Genomic DNA, 17,023 nt, shown 5'->3' on the forward strand with positions numbered 1-17,023 from the left:
TGATTAAAAAAGCGACCCATCAAAGATGTGGTCGCTTTTCATTTTCAGATGCCAGTCATTGAGAAAACTTTACTTCCTGTCTGATCAATCTTTAGACTTAAGTAATCCATATCAGGCAACCATTGCTTTAGACCTTCAATGACGGTCTCCGCACTACCAGGTTCTACTAAACAAAGTATAGTCGGCCCTGCACCACTTAATGCCACTCCGAACGCTCCATACTCAGGAGCCTTTTCTTCAATGATATCCATATGTGGTACAAGTTCACGACGATATGGTTGATGATAACGATCTTTTTTCATCATCTTACCTGCAAGAGAATAGTCACCTTTCAATAACGATGCCACTAGAACATTCGATACTGCCCCAGCTGTTACAGCCTGCTGGAAAGAGATTTCAGTTGGTAATACACCTCTTGCCTTCTTGGTTAATAACTCTTCTTGCGGTACAACAGCCACGATATCAAGATCGAGATCATCAAACATGACGACATCCACCGATTCTTCTGTTTGACAGCCGATGATCAATCCACCAAACAAAGACGCTCCGGCGTTATCCGGATGACCTTCTATGTCTGCTGCCATTTCAAACTTCTCCTGCTGTGATAGTTGTAAATCACAAAGTGAATCAGCTAGTTCAATTCCAGCAACAATGGCTGCTGCACTTGATCCAAGCCCTCTTGCAAGTGGAATCTCACTGTTTACCTTCACTTTAGCTGGTGGTAATTCCTTTTGATACTTTTCAGCCGTTTTCATTGCCATTTGAATGATAAAGTTACTTTCATCACTTGGAAAAGTGGACATTTCCTTTGTTAGTGGAATAACCTGCCACTTGTCTGCTTTTTCAACCTCAAGAGTCAAATAAAGGTTCAACGCCATTCCTATCGAATCAAAGCCAGGGCCAAGATTGGCGGTACTGGCTGGGACCTTTATGATGAGCATGTCGCTCTCGCTCATATTGTAACAACTCCCTTAATATGTTCGGCAACTAGTTTTTCATCATTGGGTAACTTAACAGGTTTGATCGTACTATAATCAATTGCTGTATTCGGGTCTTTTAATCCATTACCAGTCAAGATAGCAACCACTTTTGAACCAGCTGGAATAGAACCATTTTGAACCGATTTATAAACACCAGCTAAAGAAGCACATGATCCTGGCTCAGCAAAAACACCTTCTGTTGCAGCAATCTTACGGTATGCCGAAATAATTTCTTCATCCGTCACTTCATCAATCTTTCCTGTTGATTCTTCAGCTGCAGCTACCGCTAATTTCCAGCTAGCTGGGTTACCGATTCGAATCGCTGTTGCAATCGTTTCTGGATTTTCAATGACTTCATTTCGTACAATAGCCGCTGCTCCCTCTGCTTCGAAACCGTACATTTTTGGCAAACCTGTTTGTTTTTTCTCGTTGTATTCTTTAAACCCTTTCCAATAAGCACTAATATTTCCGGCATTTCCAACAGGAATAGCAAGAATATCAGGTGCCGCTCCCAAAGTATCGCACACCTCAAAAGCAGCTGTTTTTTGACCTTCTAAACGATAAGGATTCACCGAGTTCACAAGTGCAACAGGCTCTGTTTCACTAATATTTCGCACCATTTGCAGAGCTTGATCGAAGTTTCCTTCAATAGAAATAATTTCAGCTCCGTACATAACAGCTTGAGCAAGCTTCCCCATCGCAATTTTACCTTCAGGTATAACAACGATACAGCGGATTCCTGCTCTAGCAGCATAAGCTGCCGCTGCTGCAGACGTATTCCCTGTTGAAGCACAAATAATAGTATCATTGCCTTCTTCAATTGCCTTTGCAACAGCCATTACCATACCGCGATCTTTAAAGGAACCCGTTGGATTGATTCCTTCTGTTTTCACATACAGATCAATTCCCCATTCTTTTGATAATGTACTCAAATGAATAAGCGGTGTATTTCCTTCATGCAATGTTAATTTCGGTGTTTTATCTGTTATTGGTAAAAACTCCTGGTACTCCTCTATTAGTCCCTTCCAACTCATTGATGTGAGCCCCTTTCTACACGATACGAACTCTTGATAGTCTTTACTGATTTCAAATCATTTAATCGGACTAAAACATCATCGAAATCCTGTTTTGAGGCATGGTGAGTTACTAAGACAATTTCAGCTACTTCCCTTTTCTTAACAGGTAACTGAAGAATTTTTTCAAAACTAATATTATTTTCTGCGAAGAGAGAGGTAATCTCTGCAAACACGCCCGTTTCATCAGAAACATGTAATCTTAAAAAGTGTTTTGAAAACATTTCTTTTGGTTTTTTTAATTTTTTCGGATATTGTGGTGGAACAGCACTTTTTCCATTCACACCAAGCTGCATATTTTTCATCACGGTAACGGCATCAGACATAATGGATGTTGCAGTCGGCAAACTTCCTGCACCAGGGCCATAAAACATCGTTTCTCCAACAGCTTCTCCACATACATAAACTGCATTATATTCATCGTGTACAGAAGCAAGTGGATGTGCATCAGATAAAAAGGCTGGCTCTACACTTACCTCTACCTTATCTCCATCTTGCTGAGCAATACCAATCAGCTTCATTGTATATCCAAGCTGTTTCCCATATTGTATGTCTTCTTCAGTAATCGTTGTGATTCCTTTAACAGACACATCATCCAAGGCAATCTCCATTGAGAATCCTAGCGTAGCAAGGATTGTCATTTTCCGTGCTGCGTCTAGTCCTTCTACATCTGAAGTTGGATCTGCCTCAGCGAACCCTAGATCCTGAGCTTCCTTCAACACGTCTTCATAGGCAGCACCATTCTTGCTCATTTTTGATAAAATGAAGTTCGTTGTTCCGTTAACAATTCCCATCATCTTTGTAATCCGATCAGATGAAAGACCCTCTACGATACTTCTAATAATAGGGATTCCACCCGCCACACTTGCTTCAAAAAACAAATCACAATTATTTTCAGATGCAACGGTTAAAAGCTCTGCCCCGTGGAGAGCCATCAAATCTTTATTTGCTGTTACGACATGTTTTTTATTTTTTAAGGCTTGTAATAAGTGAACTCTTGTTTGCTCAACTCCACCCATTACTTCAATAATAACATCAATTTCCGGATCGGATATAATATCATTTACATCAGTTGTTAATACTGATGGATCTACCTTTATTGCCCGTTCTCTTTTCAAGTCATGAACGAGTATTTTCTTTACTTTTACTGGACAGCCGATTTGATGCATAAGCTTATCCTGATGATTCTCTATAATTTGAACGACTCCTGAACCAACTGTGCCAAGGCCCAATAAACCAATTGAGATTTCATTCATTAGCTTGCCCTCCCTATTGCTGTACTTTTTGAATGTACAAATGTTTGTATATAGTAGACATTATAGTGTGAATAAAGATGTTTTACAAGGGACAATTTTACACTATAAACAAATGTAAACGTTTCCTTTGCTTATTTATTCTTATTTTTCAGGCTTAGAAATTTTTAAAATAACTTTTTCGTATAGATTGAATATTTTCCAAATAATGTCCTCCCATTTTGTTTATTAGCTTTGTTAAACAATCTTGTTGTTTCTCTATAATCCTTTAGTATACACAGGCATTAGGTTATTCACGAAATAAAATGAATGCTGTGCATACATCAAAGGCCATTTATCAACAATGATCATTAACACAGCCTATTTATTAAGCTATGCTCTACAAGGGTTTATCCTAAATATGTATAGCTTCTTTCAATAACTTTTCCGCTTGTTCCTAATATTAATATTATACTGCTAAAACAGAAAATTGCATAATATAATTGAGCAGCAAGGGTTAACATGAACGATAAAAGGGTCTGATCTAGCCATGCCCGATCTTATTTCAAAAGAAAAATAAGATCGAGTCATTACGATTAGAATCAGACCCTTATGAAGGCTCCAGCATTTCATTTTCCAATTAATATTTTGAAAAGGGTGTAGGGTAGAAGCCATAGTATTTACAGCCAGTCAAGTTTAGGAATATGATACGTCCGTACCGGTACTTCAATGAGTTGAAAAAAATATTGCAGGAATTTTTCTGTTTCATTTGAATGCTTCAAATATTTTTCCAAGCGTTCTGTTAGAAAGCGTTGTTTTTGTTCGGATGTTGTGGAATAATAATCCTCCACACATTCAACATAATGAAGTGGAAATAGGAGTCTTGCATATAATAATCGACACGCAAAGGAACTTAGCGGTTCAACGGATTGATATTCCGCAAAGAAACGTTGTACATCGGGTTGATATGTTCGATAGTTATAATGATACCGTTCTCTCGTCCATTCAGCTAAATCACGACTACAATGATCAAAAACCCAATCTATTGGGTTTCTCACCCATGCGTCATCTGCCCATGAATGAATAGAAAAACGAGTGTGACAAACTGTTCCACTATCAATTGCTTGTGGTTCATCATCGAGCTCTGTATCAACTAAATATTGGATCGCATTTTCGCTAATTGCCATATAATAGGAAAAAGATTCTATAAACATACGGTCAAATTCACTTTCTGGTTGTTGAAAAAGCATATTATTCCATACTTTTTCCATTTGATCTATTCTCATTTCCCATAATTTTTTCCATTGTCCAATTCGGCTGACCTTTTGAACAGGAAAAAGAATAGATCTCCCTCGATAGTGGAATTTAGCCAATTTTCTTCCTATTCGAGTTGTTGTTTTTAGACGGGTAGGATCATAAGTCAGGACACAGTATTTGCCCGACTCCCACTCTATCAATCGGCTGTTTTCTTTTGTATAGAGAAATGTACCAACTGACTGATCACCACTTTCTTTAAAATGTTTAGCTATTTGCTCTAATTCTGTCAGTTCTTCTTCATCGAAAGGATCAACGGGGATCAATATAAATTGCTGTTTTTCTTTTTTACAGGATTGGTACTGACCAATTGGTGTCGATTCAATCGCATCAATTCCATAATGTTTATGGAGTAGTTTTTGAAACATCCTTCCCACCTCAGCTTTATCAGGTATTTCCTTCATTTGGGGAGTCGTGTCAGAGTATCACAGATTGAAATTTGGCATAATTTAAATAAATTGATAGAATAATCCTATTACAACTTTTTTACGACCTTTATGACACCATTTATTTTCTCCTTTATATTTATGACAAGGAATGAGGAAACTTGTGCTTTTCTTAAATTTAAAGGATAGAGAATTAAAAATATTAGGAAAAAGGTGAAACGAATGAGCAAAGAGGAAAAAGTCATTGATCTAACCGAACAAACAGCAAGAAAATGGCTTATGGATAGAGGAGTTAAAACAAAGGAAATTGCCGATCTTGTTTATTTCCTGCAAAAAGATTACCATAAGAACCTTAAAATAGAAGACTGTTTACACAATGTTGAACGAGTGATTTCAAAAAGAGAAGTTCAAAACGCTATTTTAACAGGAATTCAATTGGATATGTTAGCGGAAAAGGGAATGCTTGAACAACCGCTACAATCCATTATTGATACAGACGAAGGTCTTTATGGGGTTGATGAGGTCCTTGCCTTTTCGATTGTGAATGTATACGGCTCTATCGGCTTCACAAATTATGGATATATTGATAAGTTAAAGCCTGGTATTCTAAAAGATCTAAATGACAAATCATCCGGTAAATGTCATACTTTTCTTGATGATATCGTCGGAGCAATTGCTGCCGCTGCATCAAGTCGACTTGCCCACCGCATTGAAAATGTTGAATAAGATGATTCCAAAATAAAAAAGCACGCAAGAACGTGCTTTTTTATTTGATTTCCCATTGATCCAGACTGTCTACTACATAGGTTGGCTTCTTCTCATATCCTAGCAGTAGTTCCTTCGTTGTAACACCTGTATGGACAAGCAAAGTATCCATATCTGCATTCATGCCTGCCATAATATCCGTATCGTAATAATCCCCAATCATTAATGTCTCTTCTTTCTTCGTTCCAAGCACTTTCAAAGCCTGTTCCATAATAATAGACTCCGGCTTCCCAATAAAAATGGGTTGCGTTTGTGTTGAAACCGTAAGAACAGAAGTTAACGACCCATTCCCTGGCAGTAATCCTCTTTCAGTTGGGATCGCAATATCTGCATTTGTTGAAACAAAGGTGGCCCCATTACGAATTGCTAAGCAAGCAACCGCAAATTTTTCATAACTTATGGAATGATCAATCCCTATAACAACAAAATCAGCTTTTTCATTCCCGAAGGATAAGCCTTTTTCTTTGATTGCTGTCAAAATACCCTCTTCACCAATCACATATACCGATGCATCGTTCTTTTGTTCATATATATAGTTAGCTGTCGCCTGACTTGTTGTAAAAACCTGTTTCTCTTCTGTTTGAATACCAAAGCCACTAAGTTTTTCTGCGACTTGTCCAGGTGTTCTTGAAGAGTTATTCGTGACAAATAAATAAGGCAAGTGAAGTTGATTAAGTTTTTTAACAAAGTCTGCTGCCTCTTGAATCACTTCTTTTCCTCGATACATGGTTCCATCTAAATCAATTAAATAACCTTGATATTTTTTTGTCATTCATTCACCCCCCATAAATATAGTGTACATGTTGTATGATTGTGGGTAACGGTTATGTTCTCTCTTCGATTGTGTAATGGCAACATGTATGTCCCTCTGCCATAGAGGATAAGGTCGTTAAATCTGCACCTAGATATTTTCGGATAAAACTATGCTCCGATTGACATATCTGTGGAAATCCCTTTGCAATTTCAACATATGGACAGTTTAATTCTTTAAAATGAATCATCCCGTCTTTGTTCTCTATACTTGGCATATAGCCTTCATATTCCTGAATACGTCTTAAGTTTTCTATTCTCTCCTTAAAGGATTCTTCCTTTTGATCAAGTTTATACTGCTCGATAAAACGTTCTTTCTTTTTTAGTAATATATCATTGATCAGTTGTTCTTGGCCTGCTTCTTTCAAACCTTGGAGAATTTCGAGACTAAACTCTTTATATTTTTTAGGAAAAAAGTCTTCCCCCTGTTCGGCAAGTTGATATACTTTAGAGGGTCTTCCTATTGTTTGTTTTTTGACGTTTGAACGAATAAGCTTGTCACGTTCCAATGTTTGAATATGTCTTCTAACCGCCATCTCAGTTATCCCTAACTCGTTTGCAAGTTCCATAATGGTCAGACTTCCATTTTTCTTTAAGAGCGATAGTATTTGTTCCTTTGTATTTCGTGTATTCATTAACATGCTTTTCACCTTCCTTTAAATGACAGGTATACACTCACATTACCGTTTAAATGCGGTGACTGGACCTAATTCATTTTCCATATATGTCCTGACATTTGGCGCAAAACGTTTTAACATCATTAATTCACTTTGAAATATCTCAATAAGTTCAAGATGATTCACATTTGTATAGGATTGCTGTAGATTTTTCCGAAATGAAACCACTCGCTTATAGCTTTTACTCATTTCTGACGTAATCACTTTCTCATCCTCTAATATATCAATGATATCCTCATAGCTCCCTGGGTCGCGCATGATAAAACCATCAATGATACTATTCCCGACATCTAACATGGATTCAATGACCATTTGGAGAAGTCTCTCTAATGCTGCCTTTTCAATATCTGTAGTCCATTCTTTCTTCTCTTCAAATAAGCAAATCCGACTCTCTATATAAAGTAATATTTCTTCGATTTTATCTCTGTCAACAAAATACAATCTTTTTCACCCTTCCCCTATTTTACAATGATGATAGCAATTGATGATTAAAGACGGCTGGACGTGCAAAGTAATATCCCTGTGCGAAATCAACTTTATGGCGAGACAGCAAAATGGCTTCTTCCTCTTTTTCAATCCCTTCCGCAACCACTCTTGACCCCACTTCTTTTGCAATAAGAAGTATGCCTTTTAACATGGACTCATTAACTGAGTTTTCATGTATATTTTGAATAACGGAACGATCAATCTTAATAATCTCAGGTAGTATTTCCCCAATTGATTGGAAACTAGAATAACCCGACCCTGTGTCATCTAAAGCAAAACGAAACCCTAGAGTTCGCAATAGGTTTATGTTATAGATCAAATCTTTCTTTTCATCAACTGTATCTTGTTCTGTCATTTCGATGATTAATTTATTCGGATTTATCATTATAAATTGATCTAACAAACGTTTTAAATCCTGAACAAAATGCTTGTTTCCTAATGTTAAAGGTGTACAATTAACAAAAACCTTTTGTTTACAATTTGTTTCCTTGATCTTTTCAAATACTTTTTCCAGAATAAGCATTTCTAGTTCATATAAATTTCCTGTTTGCCTCGCAACAGAAAACAAACGCAGTGGCATTTCCAAATTTGTTCCCTCTGGACCCCTTGTCAGCATTTCCCATGCTCGAATTTCTTTCGTCTGCATATCTACAATAGGCTGTCCCAAAAGACGAACATTCTTTTTAGAAACAATTTTACTCATCTCATACAGCATTTCATTATATTCACTTCGCACTCGTTTCTCAGCCATTGTCAGTGCTTGCTGACGTGCGATATAAATGGCTTCCTGAATCGATTCATATCTCTTCTCAATAAACATATATCCTTTATCAAATACGAAATGAATATCTGCCATTTCTACCATTAATAATCTATTCATATGCAAATGTAATTTCTTCATTAAGGTATCAATATCCACGATATTACTTTTTTCATCTTCTTCATTGACTTGTATATATAAGGAAAATCCTTCACTAAAATGATAGTCCATGAGGATGATATCATCTTTTCTGAATTCTCGTTTAATCAGTTCATAAAACACTTTCTTCATACGGTGAATAATCTTCTCTGTCTCCTTAGCTCCATACCGCTGTGTCAAATCAAATAAATTTTTGATTTTATAAACAACCATAGCAACTTCATATCCCTTATTAAACGCATTCGAAACCCCTTCAATAATAGGATCTCTTATAACAAAACGCGGTGGAAAATAACGAATTTGATGGAGAGGAAGAAAAAGCTTTCCCCAGTGAACAGATTTACTTAATTTCCTAAAGATTCTTCTAACCATAGATTTACCTTCCTCTCAGAAGAATAAAAAACAATATAGTATAATCATTTATTTACGATCTAAATACATATAAGTTTATTTTAGCACACTTTAATCAGAATCCTATTCTAGTTTACTCATTTATCGTGGAAACTTCTATCAACAGAAGGTTTTTCCACATTTTCTGTTACCTATTAGTATGCAATAGTGCTCACAATATTTAGTAATCCAACACATTCTGCTAATATATAGAATAAGAACGAATTTTAATTAGCATATTGCTTTGACGAACGATGAATAAAGGGGAGATAAAGATGACAGAACGCTTTTTTCTATATGATGATACAGAAGACACAAAAACTCGATTTATTAGTTTTATGGGTGAGAATAACCGATTTGACTTAGCCATTACTTATTCTGATCGTTATTATGGGAAGTTACTTGTGTTTGATATTCAAGGTAGGCACTTCGCCATTATTGGCCAGGATGATTTAGAAGAAGAAGGGTATATCGAGCATGCATTTCACTTGAATAAAGAAGATGCAGAAGAACTGTCAGCTTTTCTTGCTGAATTGGTTTAATCTTTCTATTTTGATCAACCTCATATTTTTTTCAAAAAAGAGAATACTGAATTTGAGGTGATTAAAATGGATGACAAAGAGACAAAAAAGTATTTTAATTTTTCCAATGTTGAAACAATGGAGAATACAATGATCCCTGAAGAATTTCCTGAAGGACCTTTTGGATCCTCCATTAGAAAAAATAATCCAGTTGAAAATAAAAGTACTCCTTGGCGTGAAGGACAGCGTACCTATAGCGCTTATAATTATGAATTCAAGTCACTTCACCAAAACCTGCCTCGACAAATGGAAGGTGCTCATCCACCCCATGATGATCCAACTAAAAATGAGGAACCACCTTATACAGAGCAATGAGATAACGGATTATCTATCCTATCAAAGTCAAAAAGACTGCAGTAGCTTCGCTGCAGCCTTTTTATTTTTTTACCTTTTTGGCAATAAAATATGGACAACCAAAATTGCAAAATTCATAAAGGTATTCTGTTACCGTACTTATTTTTGTATCAAATGCAGCCTTCTGATTCTGATCATCAAAAAAACCTTTTAAACGCAGCTGACCGTATCCCCAATCGCCAACAATATAATCATACTTCGTCAAAATCTCGCTAAAACGACTACGAAAAGCTTCCTCATCAAAGCCACTCGACCTTTCTTCCACGATCTCATAACAACTATTTTCAATGCAAACCATGACTTCACCTCTAACAAAATTTAGCCATAAAACCAATAAAAGTGCAAGCAAATATCCTTTCGCGAGAGACAATAGGGGCGAAAAATCAAATTCGCCCCGCCGAATTTGCGCCCGGATTTTTATCACGCTTCAGAAAGCCACATCCTGTGGCTTTCGCCTGACTAGGACGTCCTGTCCGTCGTCGAGCTCGCTCGATAAATGACCTTTAAAAAATCGAAAGGCTCGCCGGAGGCTTAATTTCATTCAGTCGGGGTTTGAACCCCCACTGAATCAGAGAGCTTTTTGCATTCATCCCCCACTTACAGAAGTGGAGGACTTCTGTACCTGTCGCAAGCTTTCGGTACAAAAAGCATTTGCTGAATGAAGTTAAAAATAAAATGGATACAGATTCAAAGAAATCGATTATGATCTAAGCCTTTTTCATTTCCTTTTCAGCTTGTAAATGTTTTTGTTTTGCTGCTGCATTCACTTGATCATCCGCATGGTAGGAAGAACGAACAAGCGGGCCTGATTCACAATGACTAAACCCTTTTTCCATAGCAATTTCCTTTAGTTCAAGGAATTCATCTGGATGATAGTATTTCTGAACGGGTATGTGTTTTCTTGACGGCTGTAAATATTGACCAATCGTCATAATATCAACATCATTTGCACGCAAGTCATCCATTGTAGCCAAAATTTCTTCTTTTGTTTCTCCAAGTCCAACCATTAAACTAGATTTTGTTGGAACCGTTGGCTGTAGTTCTTTCGCGCGGCGTAATAACTCCAAAGTACGCTCATATGTAGCACGCGCACGTACTTTTGGTGAAAGTCTTTCAACGGTCTCAATATTATGGTTTAAAATATCCGGTTTTGCATCCATGATGGTTTTAATGTTTTCATAAACCCCACCCATATCAGATGGCAAAACTTCAATACTTGTCAGTGGACTCTTTCTTCTAATCGCACGAATCGTTTCAGCATAAATGGCCGCCCCGCCATCCTTTAAATCATCACGAGCAACGCATGTTACGACCACATGTTTAAGATTCATCAGAGCGACTGAATCGGCTACTCTTTCTGGCTCTTCCCAATCTAATTCAGTCGGAAGACCTGTCTTGACAGCACAAAATCGGCATGCTCTTGTACAAGTATCACCAAGAATCATGAACGTAGCGGTTCTTCTTTCTCCCCAACACTCATGAATATTGGGACATTTTGCTTCCTCACAAACGGTATGTAAATTATTTTCTCGCATCATTTTTTTTAATCCAGTATAATTTCTATTTGTGTTTAATTTTATTTTCAGCCATTCAGGCTTACGTTGAATTTCTTTTTTATCGCTCAATACCTTACACCATCCCTATGTAAAATCGCTTCATTTTAAATCATTAAAACATTGATTTCTGTACTAACTCTAACACACAAGAAGAAGAAACAACAAGGTATCGAACCATGTGATTTATTATTTCCAAAAATTATTATTTATGAAATCGTTACATACTCACAAACTAACTAGGAAGGATGGTTAGAAGGGAGGATTTGTATGCGGCAAGTCTTATTATGCTCGATTTGTTTCATCATGATTTTAATGAACGGAAACTTGGCTAGAGCGGAAAATAATCAAGCAGATCTATTCGCAAAGAGAATGGAATTATATCAAAAAATAGAAACCGTAACAAACATTCCCTGGAATTACTTAGCTGCTATTGATCAATACGAGCGCAGTATTCGGCAATCACGTAAAGATATACCGAAAGCAGACGGCATTACGGGAGTTTATTTTCCTAAAGAGAAATGGGCTGGAGTATTCAATCCAGATCCATCTGATGAAAATCCATATTCCATTCATTTTTTTGAAGGAATGGGATCTGACGGTGATGGAGACGGAAAAGCAAGCCTATCTAGTGATGAAGATGTCCTTTATTCTTTTGCACGTTTTATCTTAAATTATGGAACAGACCATGATAACATTAAATTGGCGTTATGGGATTATTACAAGCGCGATAAAACCGTTAGTTTGATTGTTGGGAAGGCAAAAATCTATAAGCAATTTGGACATCTTAACTTAGAAATTCATGCCTTTCCTGTTCCATTAAAAAGTACCCACAGCTATAAAAACACTTGGGGAGATGCAAGAGGGTGGGGTGGTAGACGAATACATGAAGGAACAGATATTTTCGCCAATTATGGTGTCCCTGTTCGGGCAACCTCTTACGGTATTGTAGAAATGAAGGGATGGAATCGATTTGGTGGTTGGCGGGTCGGAATCCGTGATATTAATAATAACTACCATTATTTTGCTCATTTAAATGGTTTTGCAAAAGACCTACATATTGGGCAAGTGGTTGAACCCGGGCAACTTATTGGAAGTGTGGGAAGCTCAGGATATGGACCACCGGGAACTTCAGGGAAATTCCCTCCTCACCTTCATTACGGAATTTACAAAGACAATGGATTAACAGAATGGTCCTATGACCCCTACCCACATCTGAAGCAATGGGAACGACAAGAAAAACAAAGGACAAAGAAATAAAGATAGCAAAGAGGCTGACCCAAAAGCAAAGGAGTCAGCCTCTCTTTTCTAGTCTTTTGGCAACTGTATGGCAGGAGAAGTTGTACCGCCACCATTATAAAATTGTGGAACATCTCCCCTGAAAACACCCATTCCAATCGGGATATTTCGCGTGACAACAGTTGTATCTGTGGCAAGCGGAATAATAATTTCAATATTCACTTTCACTTCCATATAAACTTCAATGACTCCACCATTAATACCAAACTCAACTACTTTGGTTTTTACATCTGATTGCACATCGCCAATCGCTGAAAATTCAACCGGAATATCTGGTCCAAAGTTAGCAAGTAAGGAATTATTGGTTATTCTTCCTAATGGAACAGAATAGGCAACTCCATCAGATTTTTTCGTTTTATCTTTTTCAATTTGAACATCTGAATGAGACTGGAGAGTAGATATAAGCCCGCCTTCTACTTCTTTTATATTTTTTTGGATAAGAGTAACAATCTCTGTCTGCTTTCTGATAATCTTCTCGGTATCGAATTGAATATTATTTGATCCTTCAGTGTTCGGAATCGATCGAAAAAGATCTTCACTTTCTGCCTGCTTAAATTGTTGATCAATGGCATCATTTATAACAAGTGTGGCAAGGTTTATCGTTTCTGATTTAGCAACACTCATGAGTGTTGGCTCTAACTTTTTATTAATAATCCAGAGACCAGCTGCTGTCGAAAAAATAAAAAAGACAAACGTCAGTAACAAAACATATCGTAATGGTAGTGGACCTTTTTTCAGCAGCCGTCTGCGAAACTTCGCCAAGACAAATCCCCCCCTACAAGCTATATGTATGCAGGAAAAAGGGGACTAACGCAAAAAATAAAAAAAACTGTTCAATGGGATGGAAAATCTTAATCTTTTTTAAACGTTATATCACAGCCTGTAACAACGACTGAAAGCTCCTTCTCTAAATTAATTTCATACGGAGTCATTTCATGACCATTTTCTTCTAAAATTCTCACTATAGGACGGTCACTAAGTGCAACGTTTTGCCGGACCACTACACCTTTTCTTCCATCATTTAATTCAACTGTAATACCATTGGGATAAATGGCTACGGATTTATGAAATGCCTCAACAATGTTTGTATGAAATTGTCGCTCAACTCCTGCATAGAGCATTTCAAGTCCTTCGTGTGGGAGCATTGCAGGTCGGTATACCCGGTTGGATGTAACGGCATCAAACACGTCTGCAACGGCAATAATTTTGGCATAATCGTGAATGTCACTCTCTCTAATTCCTCTTGGATATCCTGACCCATCTAGACGTTCATGATGTTGGAAAGCACAATGTGCGACAAGTAAAGGAACTGTATGAGTATTTCGCAACAAGTCAAACCCTTCAGTCGCATGCGTTTTGATAACAGTAAACTCCTCATCTGTAAGCTTTCCGGGCTTTAACAAGATTTCCTTCGGTATTGCCACTTTGCCAATATCATGCATGATCGCACCAATCCCAATTTCTTCCAATTGACGAGAGGGTAGCTTTAACTCTATACCAACAGCTAGTGAATAAAGAGTTACATTTAATGAATGGGTGAAAATATATGTATCGTGTATACATACATCTGAAAGGATGGACATTAATTCCGGTGTCTCATGTAACTCGCTCATGACGTATTGGATGATCGCTTTAAATTCCTTCACTGATTTTTCCAAAACAAAAGATCTCGATGAAATAGGCTCGGACTGAATTTTATTAAATGTATCAATAATGGTTGTCATTGCTTCTTGTTTTAAAGGGGTTGATATGGGCTCTTTAAATATAATATCTGCTGTTTTCTTATCTTCAATATATATGTATGTAATTCCTAATTGGATTAAACGTTTAAGCATACGTCCGTCAAGAGTAACACCTTTATTAACTAATACTTTCCCCTTTTCATTATAAATGACTTTTCCAAGCTTTGTTCCTACCTCTACAGATGATGTCGCAACTAATCTCATTCAAATACTCCCATATATAAATATTTTTTCTCTCATTAATATATGATATTTTATCACATTTTTATCTTATCGTTCCATTCCGGATTAACCCAAGTGATTGAGTCCTTACTTATCATTAAAAAGTTCTATATTTAGAGCCTCTTCCTAATAGATAGGCCCTTTGCCAACAATCATCATGAACATAGCCAATCGCAAAAAGGGCAGTCGCAACGGACTCCCCTCAGATCATTTTTAACATTGCCTCTTTACCAATCATCCCCTTATGAATGCCACATGCTTCAGCTTCATATGTGACCGATTCTAACGGTGCTTCTAGTAGCTGTTCGATCGTTTTCACACCAACGGCTCTCCCAGCGATCACTTTTCGATCTTTTAATTTTTCATTTAATAAGTCGACATCAAGTGCCCCACACATAATATATCCCTTTTCACTCGTAACGACGAGCAAATTTGTTTTCGGTAATGCAACAGAAACACTTAAAAAAGTGTGTCCATTTATTTGAATGGGTGATACATTCATCATAATTATTACGCTCCTTTCTCCTTTCTCCATCCATTTATGTTATACATTATGTAAGAAAGGCAGGAAGCGTGTTTTAATTTATAGGTTGTCTTTCTGTTTCACCTAATTTCCATTCTAATAAATGACGCATGAACTCTGGTAGAAAATATTGTTTATTTTTCGCCCGAAAAATGGAAGGAAAGAATCGACCAAATGTAAACATATCAGGAATTGCCACCTTGTATGTAATCCCACCTTCAATTAGCTCTCCTTGAACAAAGAAACGAAGATGACCTTGATTCTTTTTCACATCAATCCCACTAAACACCATTTTACCCATTATTTTTCCACGAAAACCTAATCCAAATATTTGCATATCCTTCCATTTTTCATCCATTGTTTGTAAAAGGACCTCTCTCAGCTCTGCTCCAGTCAATTCAACGACACATGGATTAATCGGATGAGGACAAGTTTTAAGCAAATCAAATTTTGTTACTTTTCCAGAAGGAAGGTTTTCTAAAATTAGACCTTCATTAATAAAGGCACAATCAGCCTGACACCATTCTCTTGTCGCTTCACATAAGAGCTTTGCGAGTTGCTCTTGTGTATGATGATAAGAGGAAGTTACAACGGAAGCAGCAAGAATATCTTTTCCACTCTTGTACAATCTCTCAACTTCAACTTCCTCATCAACAACAGATGGTAAATCATTTGTATCATACAGCCAAGCCTTTTTTTCGATCATGCTCCCTGTTGCTGAATCCACTGTTAAGGTAATATGTCCAACAAACATCCCATATTTTCCAGCACAGGTTAGCAACGTGTTATCCACCATTTTTCCCTCGTGCAGAATATGATGCGTATGGCCACCGATGACCACATCTATTTCGGGAAACTCATGTCCAATCTGTTCATCATCATGTATACCTAAATGTGAAAGGAGAACCATAATATCTGCCTTTCCTTTTAAATAAGAAAGTTGTTGCTTCAATTCTTCCATTGGATCTTGTATAGTCCACCCTAACAGATGATATAGATGAGCAAAGCTAGCTGTTAGCCCTGTAACAGCCAGTTTGATCCCTTTCTTTGTTTCATAGATCTTATTTTCCTTTGCCCACGTAGGACGACTTCCGTCACTTTTATATAAATTTGCAAGCAAAACCTCAAACTGCCGCTGATCATACAAATGATCCAAATCCTCATATGGAAAAGTAATTCCCTCATTATTCCCTATTGTCACAGCATGGTACCCTGTTTTATTTAATAGTTTAATATTTGCATTTCCCCTCGTTGCTTCTGTTAAAGGATGAAAGCGGTCTGCATGATCCCCGATATCAAACAAAAGAAATTCTTCTCCTGCCTCTTCATGCCATTTTTTCCGCTCTGATAAAAAATGGTGGATACGAGGCCAATGTTCAAAATGACTGTGTAAATCATTCGTATGATAGATATGGATAACGTCCAAATTTAATCGCCTTTCTTTCCCTAAAATCTAATGGTACAATCATCTTTTCATCTCTATATAATAGATAGTAGCTTGAACTACCCACCACTTCAAATTTTCTAACGAAAATTTGAAGTGGGGGATTCCTAAGAACACCGATCTATCGATCAGTTATTGATTAGGCGATCCCCGTCATTCCAACGGTTAGAAGTCTTACGGCTTCATTTTTAAGATTTAAACTTGCGTTAATATCTCGGTCATGATGGGTATGACATTCTGGGCAATCCCATTCACGTAGTCCAAGATTTTTAA

At 37.1% G+C, this 17,023-nt stretch carries 19 protein-coding genes; 4 read left to right on the forward strand and 15 right to left on the reverse strand.

The features are described 5' to 3' along the window. Nucleotides 1-44: 44 nt before the first annotated feature. The 4 genes from thrB to yutH all read right to left on the reverse strand — a co-directional run bounded on the left by thrB (nucleotide 45) and on the right by yutH (nucleotide 4,967). A complete protein-coding gene (thrB, locus tag JMM81_RS16755; RefSeq protein ID WP_256242707.1) occupies nucleotides 45-956 on the reverse strand; it encodes a homoserine kinase in 912 nt (303 codons plus the stop codon). Further along, nucleotides 953-2,014, reverse strand: a complete 1,062-nt coding sequence (thrC, locus tag JMM81_RS16760; protein WP_256242708.1) for a threonine synthase — start codon at nucleotides 2,012-2,014, stop codon at nucleotides 953-955. The genes thrB and thrC overlap by 4 nt, the downstream gene beginning before the upstream one ends. Continuing rightward, nucleotides 2,011-3,309 carry a homoserine dehydrogenase gene (locus JMM81_RS16765; protein ID WP_256242709.1) on the reverse strand — a complete coding sequence of 433 codons (1,299 nt, stop codon included), beginning with the start codon at nucleotides 3,307-3,309 and terminating at the stop codon, nucleotides 2,011-2,013. The genes thrC and JMM81_RS16765 overlap by 4 nt, the downstream gene beginning before the upstream one ends. A gap of 656 nt (nucleotides 3,310-3,965) precedes the next feature. Then, nucleotides 3,966-4,967: a spore coat putative kinase YutH gene (yutH, locus tag JMM81_RS16770; RefSeq protein ID WP_256242710.1), complete on the reverse strand. Its 1,002-nt coding sequence runs from the start codon at nucleotides 4,965-4,967 to the stop codon at nucleotides 3,966-3,968. A 240-nt stretch (nucleotides 4,968-5,207) separates the two neighbouring features. On the opposite strand from yutH, the gene JMM81_RS16775 reads away from it, so the two are divergent. Then, nucleotides 5,208-5,711, forward strand: coding sequence for a phosphatidylglycerophosphatase A family protein (locus tag JMM81_RS16775; RefSeq protein ID WP_256242711.1), 504 nt, complete (start codon nucleotides 5,208-5,210; stop codon nucleotides 5,709-5,711). 40 nt (nucleotides 5,712-5,751) lie between these two features. On the opposite strand, the gene JMM81_RS16780 is transcribed toward JMM81_RS16775, so the two are convergent. Genes JMM81_RS16780 through JMM81_RS16795 form a run of 4 tightly spaced genes read right to left on the reverse strand, consistent with a single transcriptional unit; the run spans nucleotide 5,752 to nucleotide 9,014 of the window. Then, nucleotides 5,752-6,522, reverse strand: coding sequence for a TIGR01457 family HAD-type hydrolase (locus tag JMM81_RS16780; protein ID WP_256242712.1), 771 nt, complete (start codon nucleotides 6,520-6,522; stop codon nucleotides 5,752-5,754). Between the two features lie 52 nt (nucleotides 6,523-6,574). Continuing rightward, a complete protein-coding gene (locus JMM81_RS16785) occupies nucleotides 6,575-7,201 on the reverse strand; it encodes a helix-turn-helix transcriptional regulator (protein WP_256242713.1) in 627 nt (208 codons plus the stop codon). A 39-nt stretch (nucleotides 7,202-7,240) separates the two neighbouring features. After that, nucleotides 7,241-7,678 (reverse strand): type VII toxin-antitoxin system HepT family RNase toxin, encoded by a 438-nt coding sequence (gene hepT / locus JMM81_RS16790; protein WP_256242714.1) that lies wholly within the window; start codon nucleotides 7,676-7,678, stop codon nucleotides 7,241-7,243. Between the two features lie 22 nt (nucleotides 7,679-7,700). Beyond that, nucleotides 7,701-9,014: an EAL domain-containing protein gene (locus JMM81_RS16795; protein ID WP_256242715.1), complete on the reverse strand. Its 1,314-nt coding sequence runs from the start codon at nucleotides 9,012-9,014 to the stop codon at nucleotides 7,701-7,703. 293 nt (nucleotides 9,015-9,307) lie between these two features. On the opposite strand from JMM81_RS16795, the gene JMM81_RS16800 reads away from it, so the two are divergent. Both JMM81_RS16800 and JMM81_RS16805 read left to right on the forward strand, forming a co-directional pair. After that, nucleotides 9,308-9,574 carry a DUF3055 domain-containing protein gene (locus JMM81_RS16800; protein WP_256242716.1) on the forward strand — a complete coding sequence of 89 codons (267 nt, stop codon included), beginning with the start codon at nucleotides 9,308-9,310 and terminating at the stop codon, nucleotides 9,572-9,574. Nucleotides 9,575-9,640: 66 nt separating this feature from the next. Then, nucleotides 9,641-9,928, forward strand: a complete 288-nt coding sequence (locus JMM81_RS16805) for a cytosolic protein (protein WP_256242717.1) — start codon at nucleotides 9,641-9,643, stop codon at nucleotides 9,926-9,928. Nucleotides 9,929-9,989: 61 nt separating this feature from the next. Here the strand turns inward: JMM81_RS16805 and JMM81_RS16810 are convergent, their stop codons facing one another. Continuing rightward, nucleotides 9,990-10,265, reverse strand: coding sequence for a YutD family protein (locus JMM81_RS16810; protein ID WP_256242718.1), 276 nt, complete (start codon nucleotides 10,263-10,265; stop codon nucleotides 9,990-9,992). A 409-nt stretch (nucleotides 10,266-10,674) separates the two neighbouring features. Then, nucleotides 10,675-11,592 (reverse strand): lipoyl synthase, encoded by a 918-nt coding sequence (gene lipA, locus JMM81_RS16815; RefSeq protein WP_256242719.1) that lies wholly within the window; start codon nucleotides 11,590-11,592, stop codon nucleotides 10,675-10,677. Nucleotides 11,593-11,835: 243 nt separating this feature from the next. Here lipA and JMM81_RS16820 point away from each other — a divergent pair, with 243 nt between their 5' ends. Further along, entirely contained in the window at nucleotides 11,836-12,780 is a 945-nt protein-coding gene (locus JMM81_RS16820; protein ID WP_375162407.1) for a M23 family metallopeptidase, read from the forward strand. 48 nt (nucleotides 12,781-12,828) lie between these two features. Here the strand turns inward: JMM81_RS16820 and yunB are convergent, their stop codons facing one another. From yunB to JMM81_RS16845, 5 genes are all read right to left on the reverse strand, one after another. Further along, entirely contained in the window at nucleotides 12,829-13,581 is a 753-nt protein-coding gene (gene yunB, locus JMM81_RS16825; RefSeq protein ID WP_256242720.1) for a sporulation protein YunB, read from the reverse strand. 89 nt (nucleotides 13,582-13,670) lie between these two features. Then, the gene (locus JMM81_RS16830) at nucleotides 13,671-14,765 is read right to left on the reverse strand and encodes an HD-GYP domain-containing protein (RefSeq protein WP_256242721.1); all 1,095 of its coding nucleotides are present in this window, start codon (nucleotides 14,763-14,765) and stop codon (nucleotides 13,671-13,673) included. A 220-nt stretch (nucleotides 14,766-14,985) separates the two neighbouring features. Then, nucleotides 14,986-15,288: a YunC family protein gene (locus JMM81_RS16835; protein WP_256242722.1), complete on the reverse strand. Its 303-nt coding sequence runs from the start codon at nucleotides 15,286-15,288 to the stop codon at nucleotides 14,986-14,988. A gap of 73 nt (nucleotides 15,289-15,361) precedes the next feature. Continuing rightward, on the reverse strand, nucleotides 15,362-16,732 hold the full coding sequence (locus tag JMM81_RS16840) for a bifunctional metallophosphatase/5'-nucleotidase (RefSeq protein ID WP_256242723.1): 1,371 nt from the start codon (nucleotides 16,730-16,732) through the stop codon (nucleotides 15,362-15,364). A 157-nt stretch (nucleotides 16,733-16,889) separates the two neighbouring features. Further along, the coding region (locus JMM81_RS16845) for a zinc ribbon domain-containing protein (RefSeq protein ID WP_256242728.1) at nucleotides 16,890-17,023 on the reverse strand (134 nt) is incomplete at its 5' end.

The sequence above is a fragment of the Bacillus sp. V3B genome, from assembly GCF_024494465.1.
Taxonomy (GTDB): Bacteria; Bacillota; Bacilli; order Bacillales; family Cytobacillaceae; genus Bacillus_BD.

Excerpts from the sequence above, each read along its gene's own strand:
- thrB (WP_256242707.1), bottom strand. The coding sequence starts at position 956 with ATGAGCGAGAGCGACATGCTCATCATAAAGGTCCCAGCCAGTACCGCC.
- thrC (WP_256242708.1), bottom strand. The coding sequence starts at position 2,014 with ATGAGTTGGAAGGGACTAATAGAGGAGTACCAGGAGTTTTTACCAATA.
- JMM81_RS16765 (WP_256242709.1), bottom strand. The coding sequence starts at position 3,309 with ATGAATGAAATCTCAATTGGTTTATTGGGCCTTGGCACAGTTGGTTCA.
- yutH (WP_256242710.1), bottom strand. The coding sequence starts at position 4,967 with ATGTTTCAAAAACTACTCCATAAACATTATGGAATTGATGCGATTGAA.
- JMM81_RS16775 (WP_256242711.1), top strand. The coding sequence starts at position 5,208 with ATGAGCAAAGAGGAAAAAGTCATTGATCTAACCGAACAAACAGCAAGA.
- JMM81_RS16780 (WP_256242712.1), bottom strand. The coding sequence starts at position 6,522 with ATGACAAAAAAATATCAAGGTTATTTAATTGATTTAGATGGAACCATG.
- JMM81_RS16785 (WP_256242713.1), bottom strand. The coding sequence starts at position 7,201 with ATGTTAATGAATACACGAAATACAAAGGAACAAATACTATCGCTCTTA.
- JMM81_RS16795 (WP_256242715.1), bottom strand. The coding sequence starts at position 9,014 with ATGGTTAGAAGAATCTTTAGGAAATTAAGTAAATCTGTTCACTGGGGA.
- JMM81_RS16800 (WP_256242716.1), top strand. The coding sequence starts at position 9,308 with ATGACAGAACGCTTTTTTCTATATGATGATACAGAAGACACAAAAACT.
- JMM81_RS16805 (WP_256242717.1), top strand. The coding sequence starts at position 9,641 with ATGGATGACAAAGAGACAAAAAAGTATTTTAATTTTTCCAATGTTGAA.
- JMM81_RS16810 (WP_256242718.1), bottom strand. The coding sequence starts at position 10,265 with ATGGTTTGCATTGAAAATAGTTGTTATGAGATCGTGGAAGAAAGGTCG.
- JMM81_RS16820 (WP_375162407.1), top strand. The coding sequence starts at position 11,836 with ATGAACGGAAACTTGGCTAGAGCGGAAAATAATCAAGCAGATCTATTC.
- JMM81_RS16830 (WP_256242721.1), bottom strand. The coding sequence starts at position 14,765 with ATGAGATTAGTTGCGACATCATCTGTAGAGGTAGGAACAAAGCTTGGA.
- JMM81_RS16835 (WP_256242722.1), bottom strand. The coding sequence starts at position 15,288 with ATGATGAATGTATCACCCATTCAAATAAATGGACACACTTTTTTAAGT.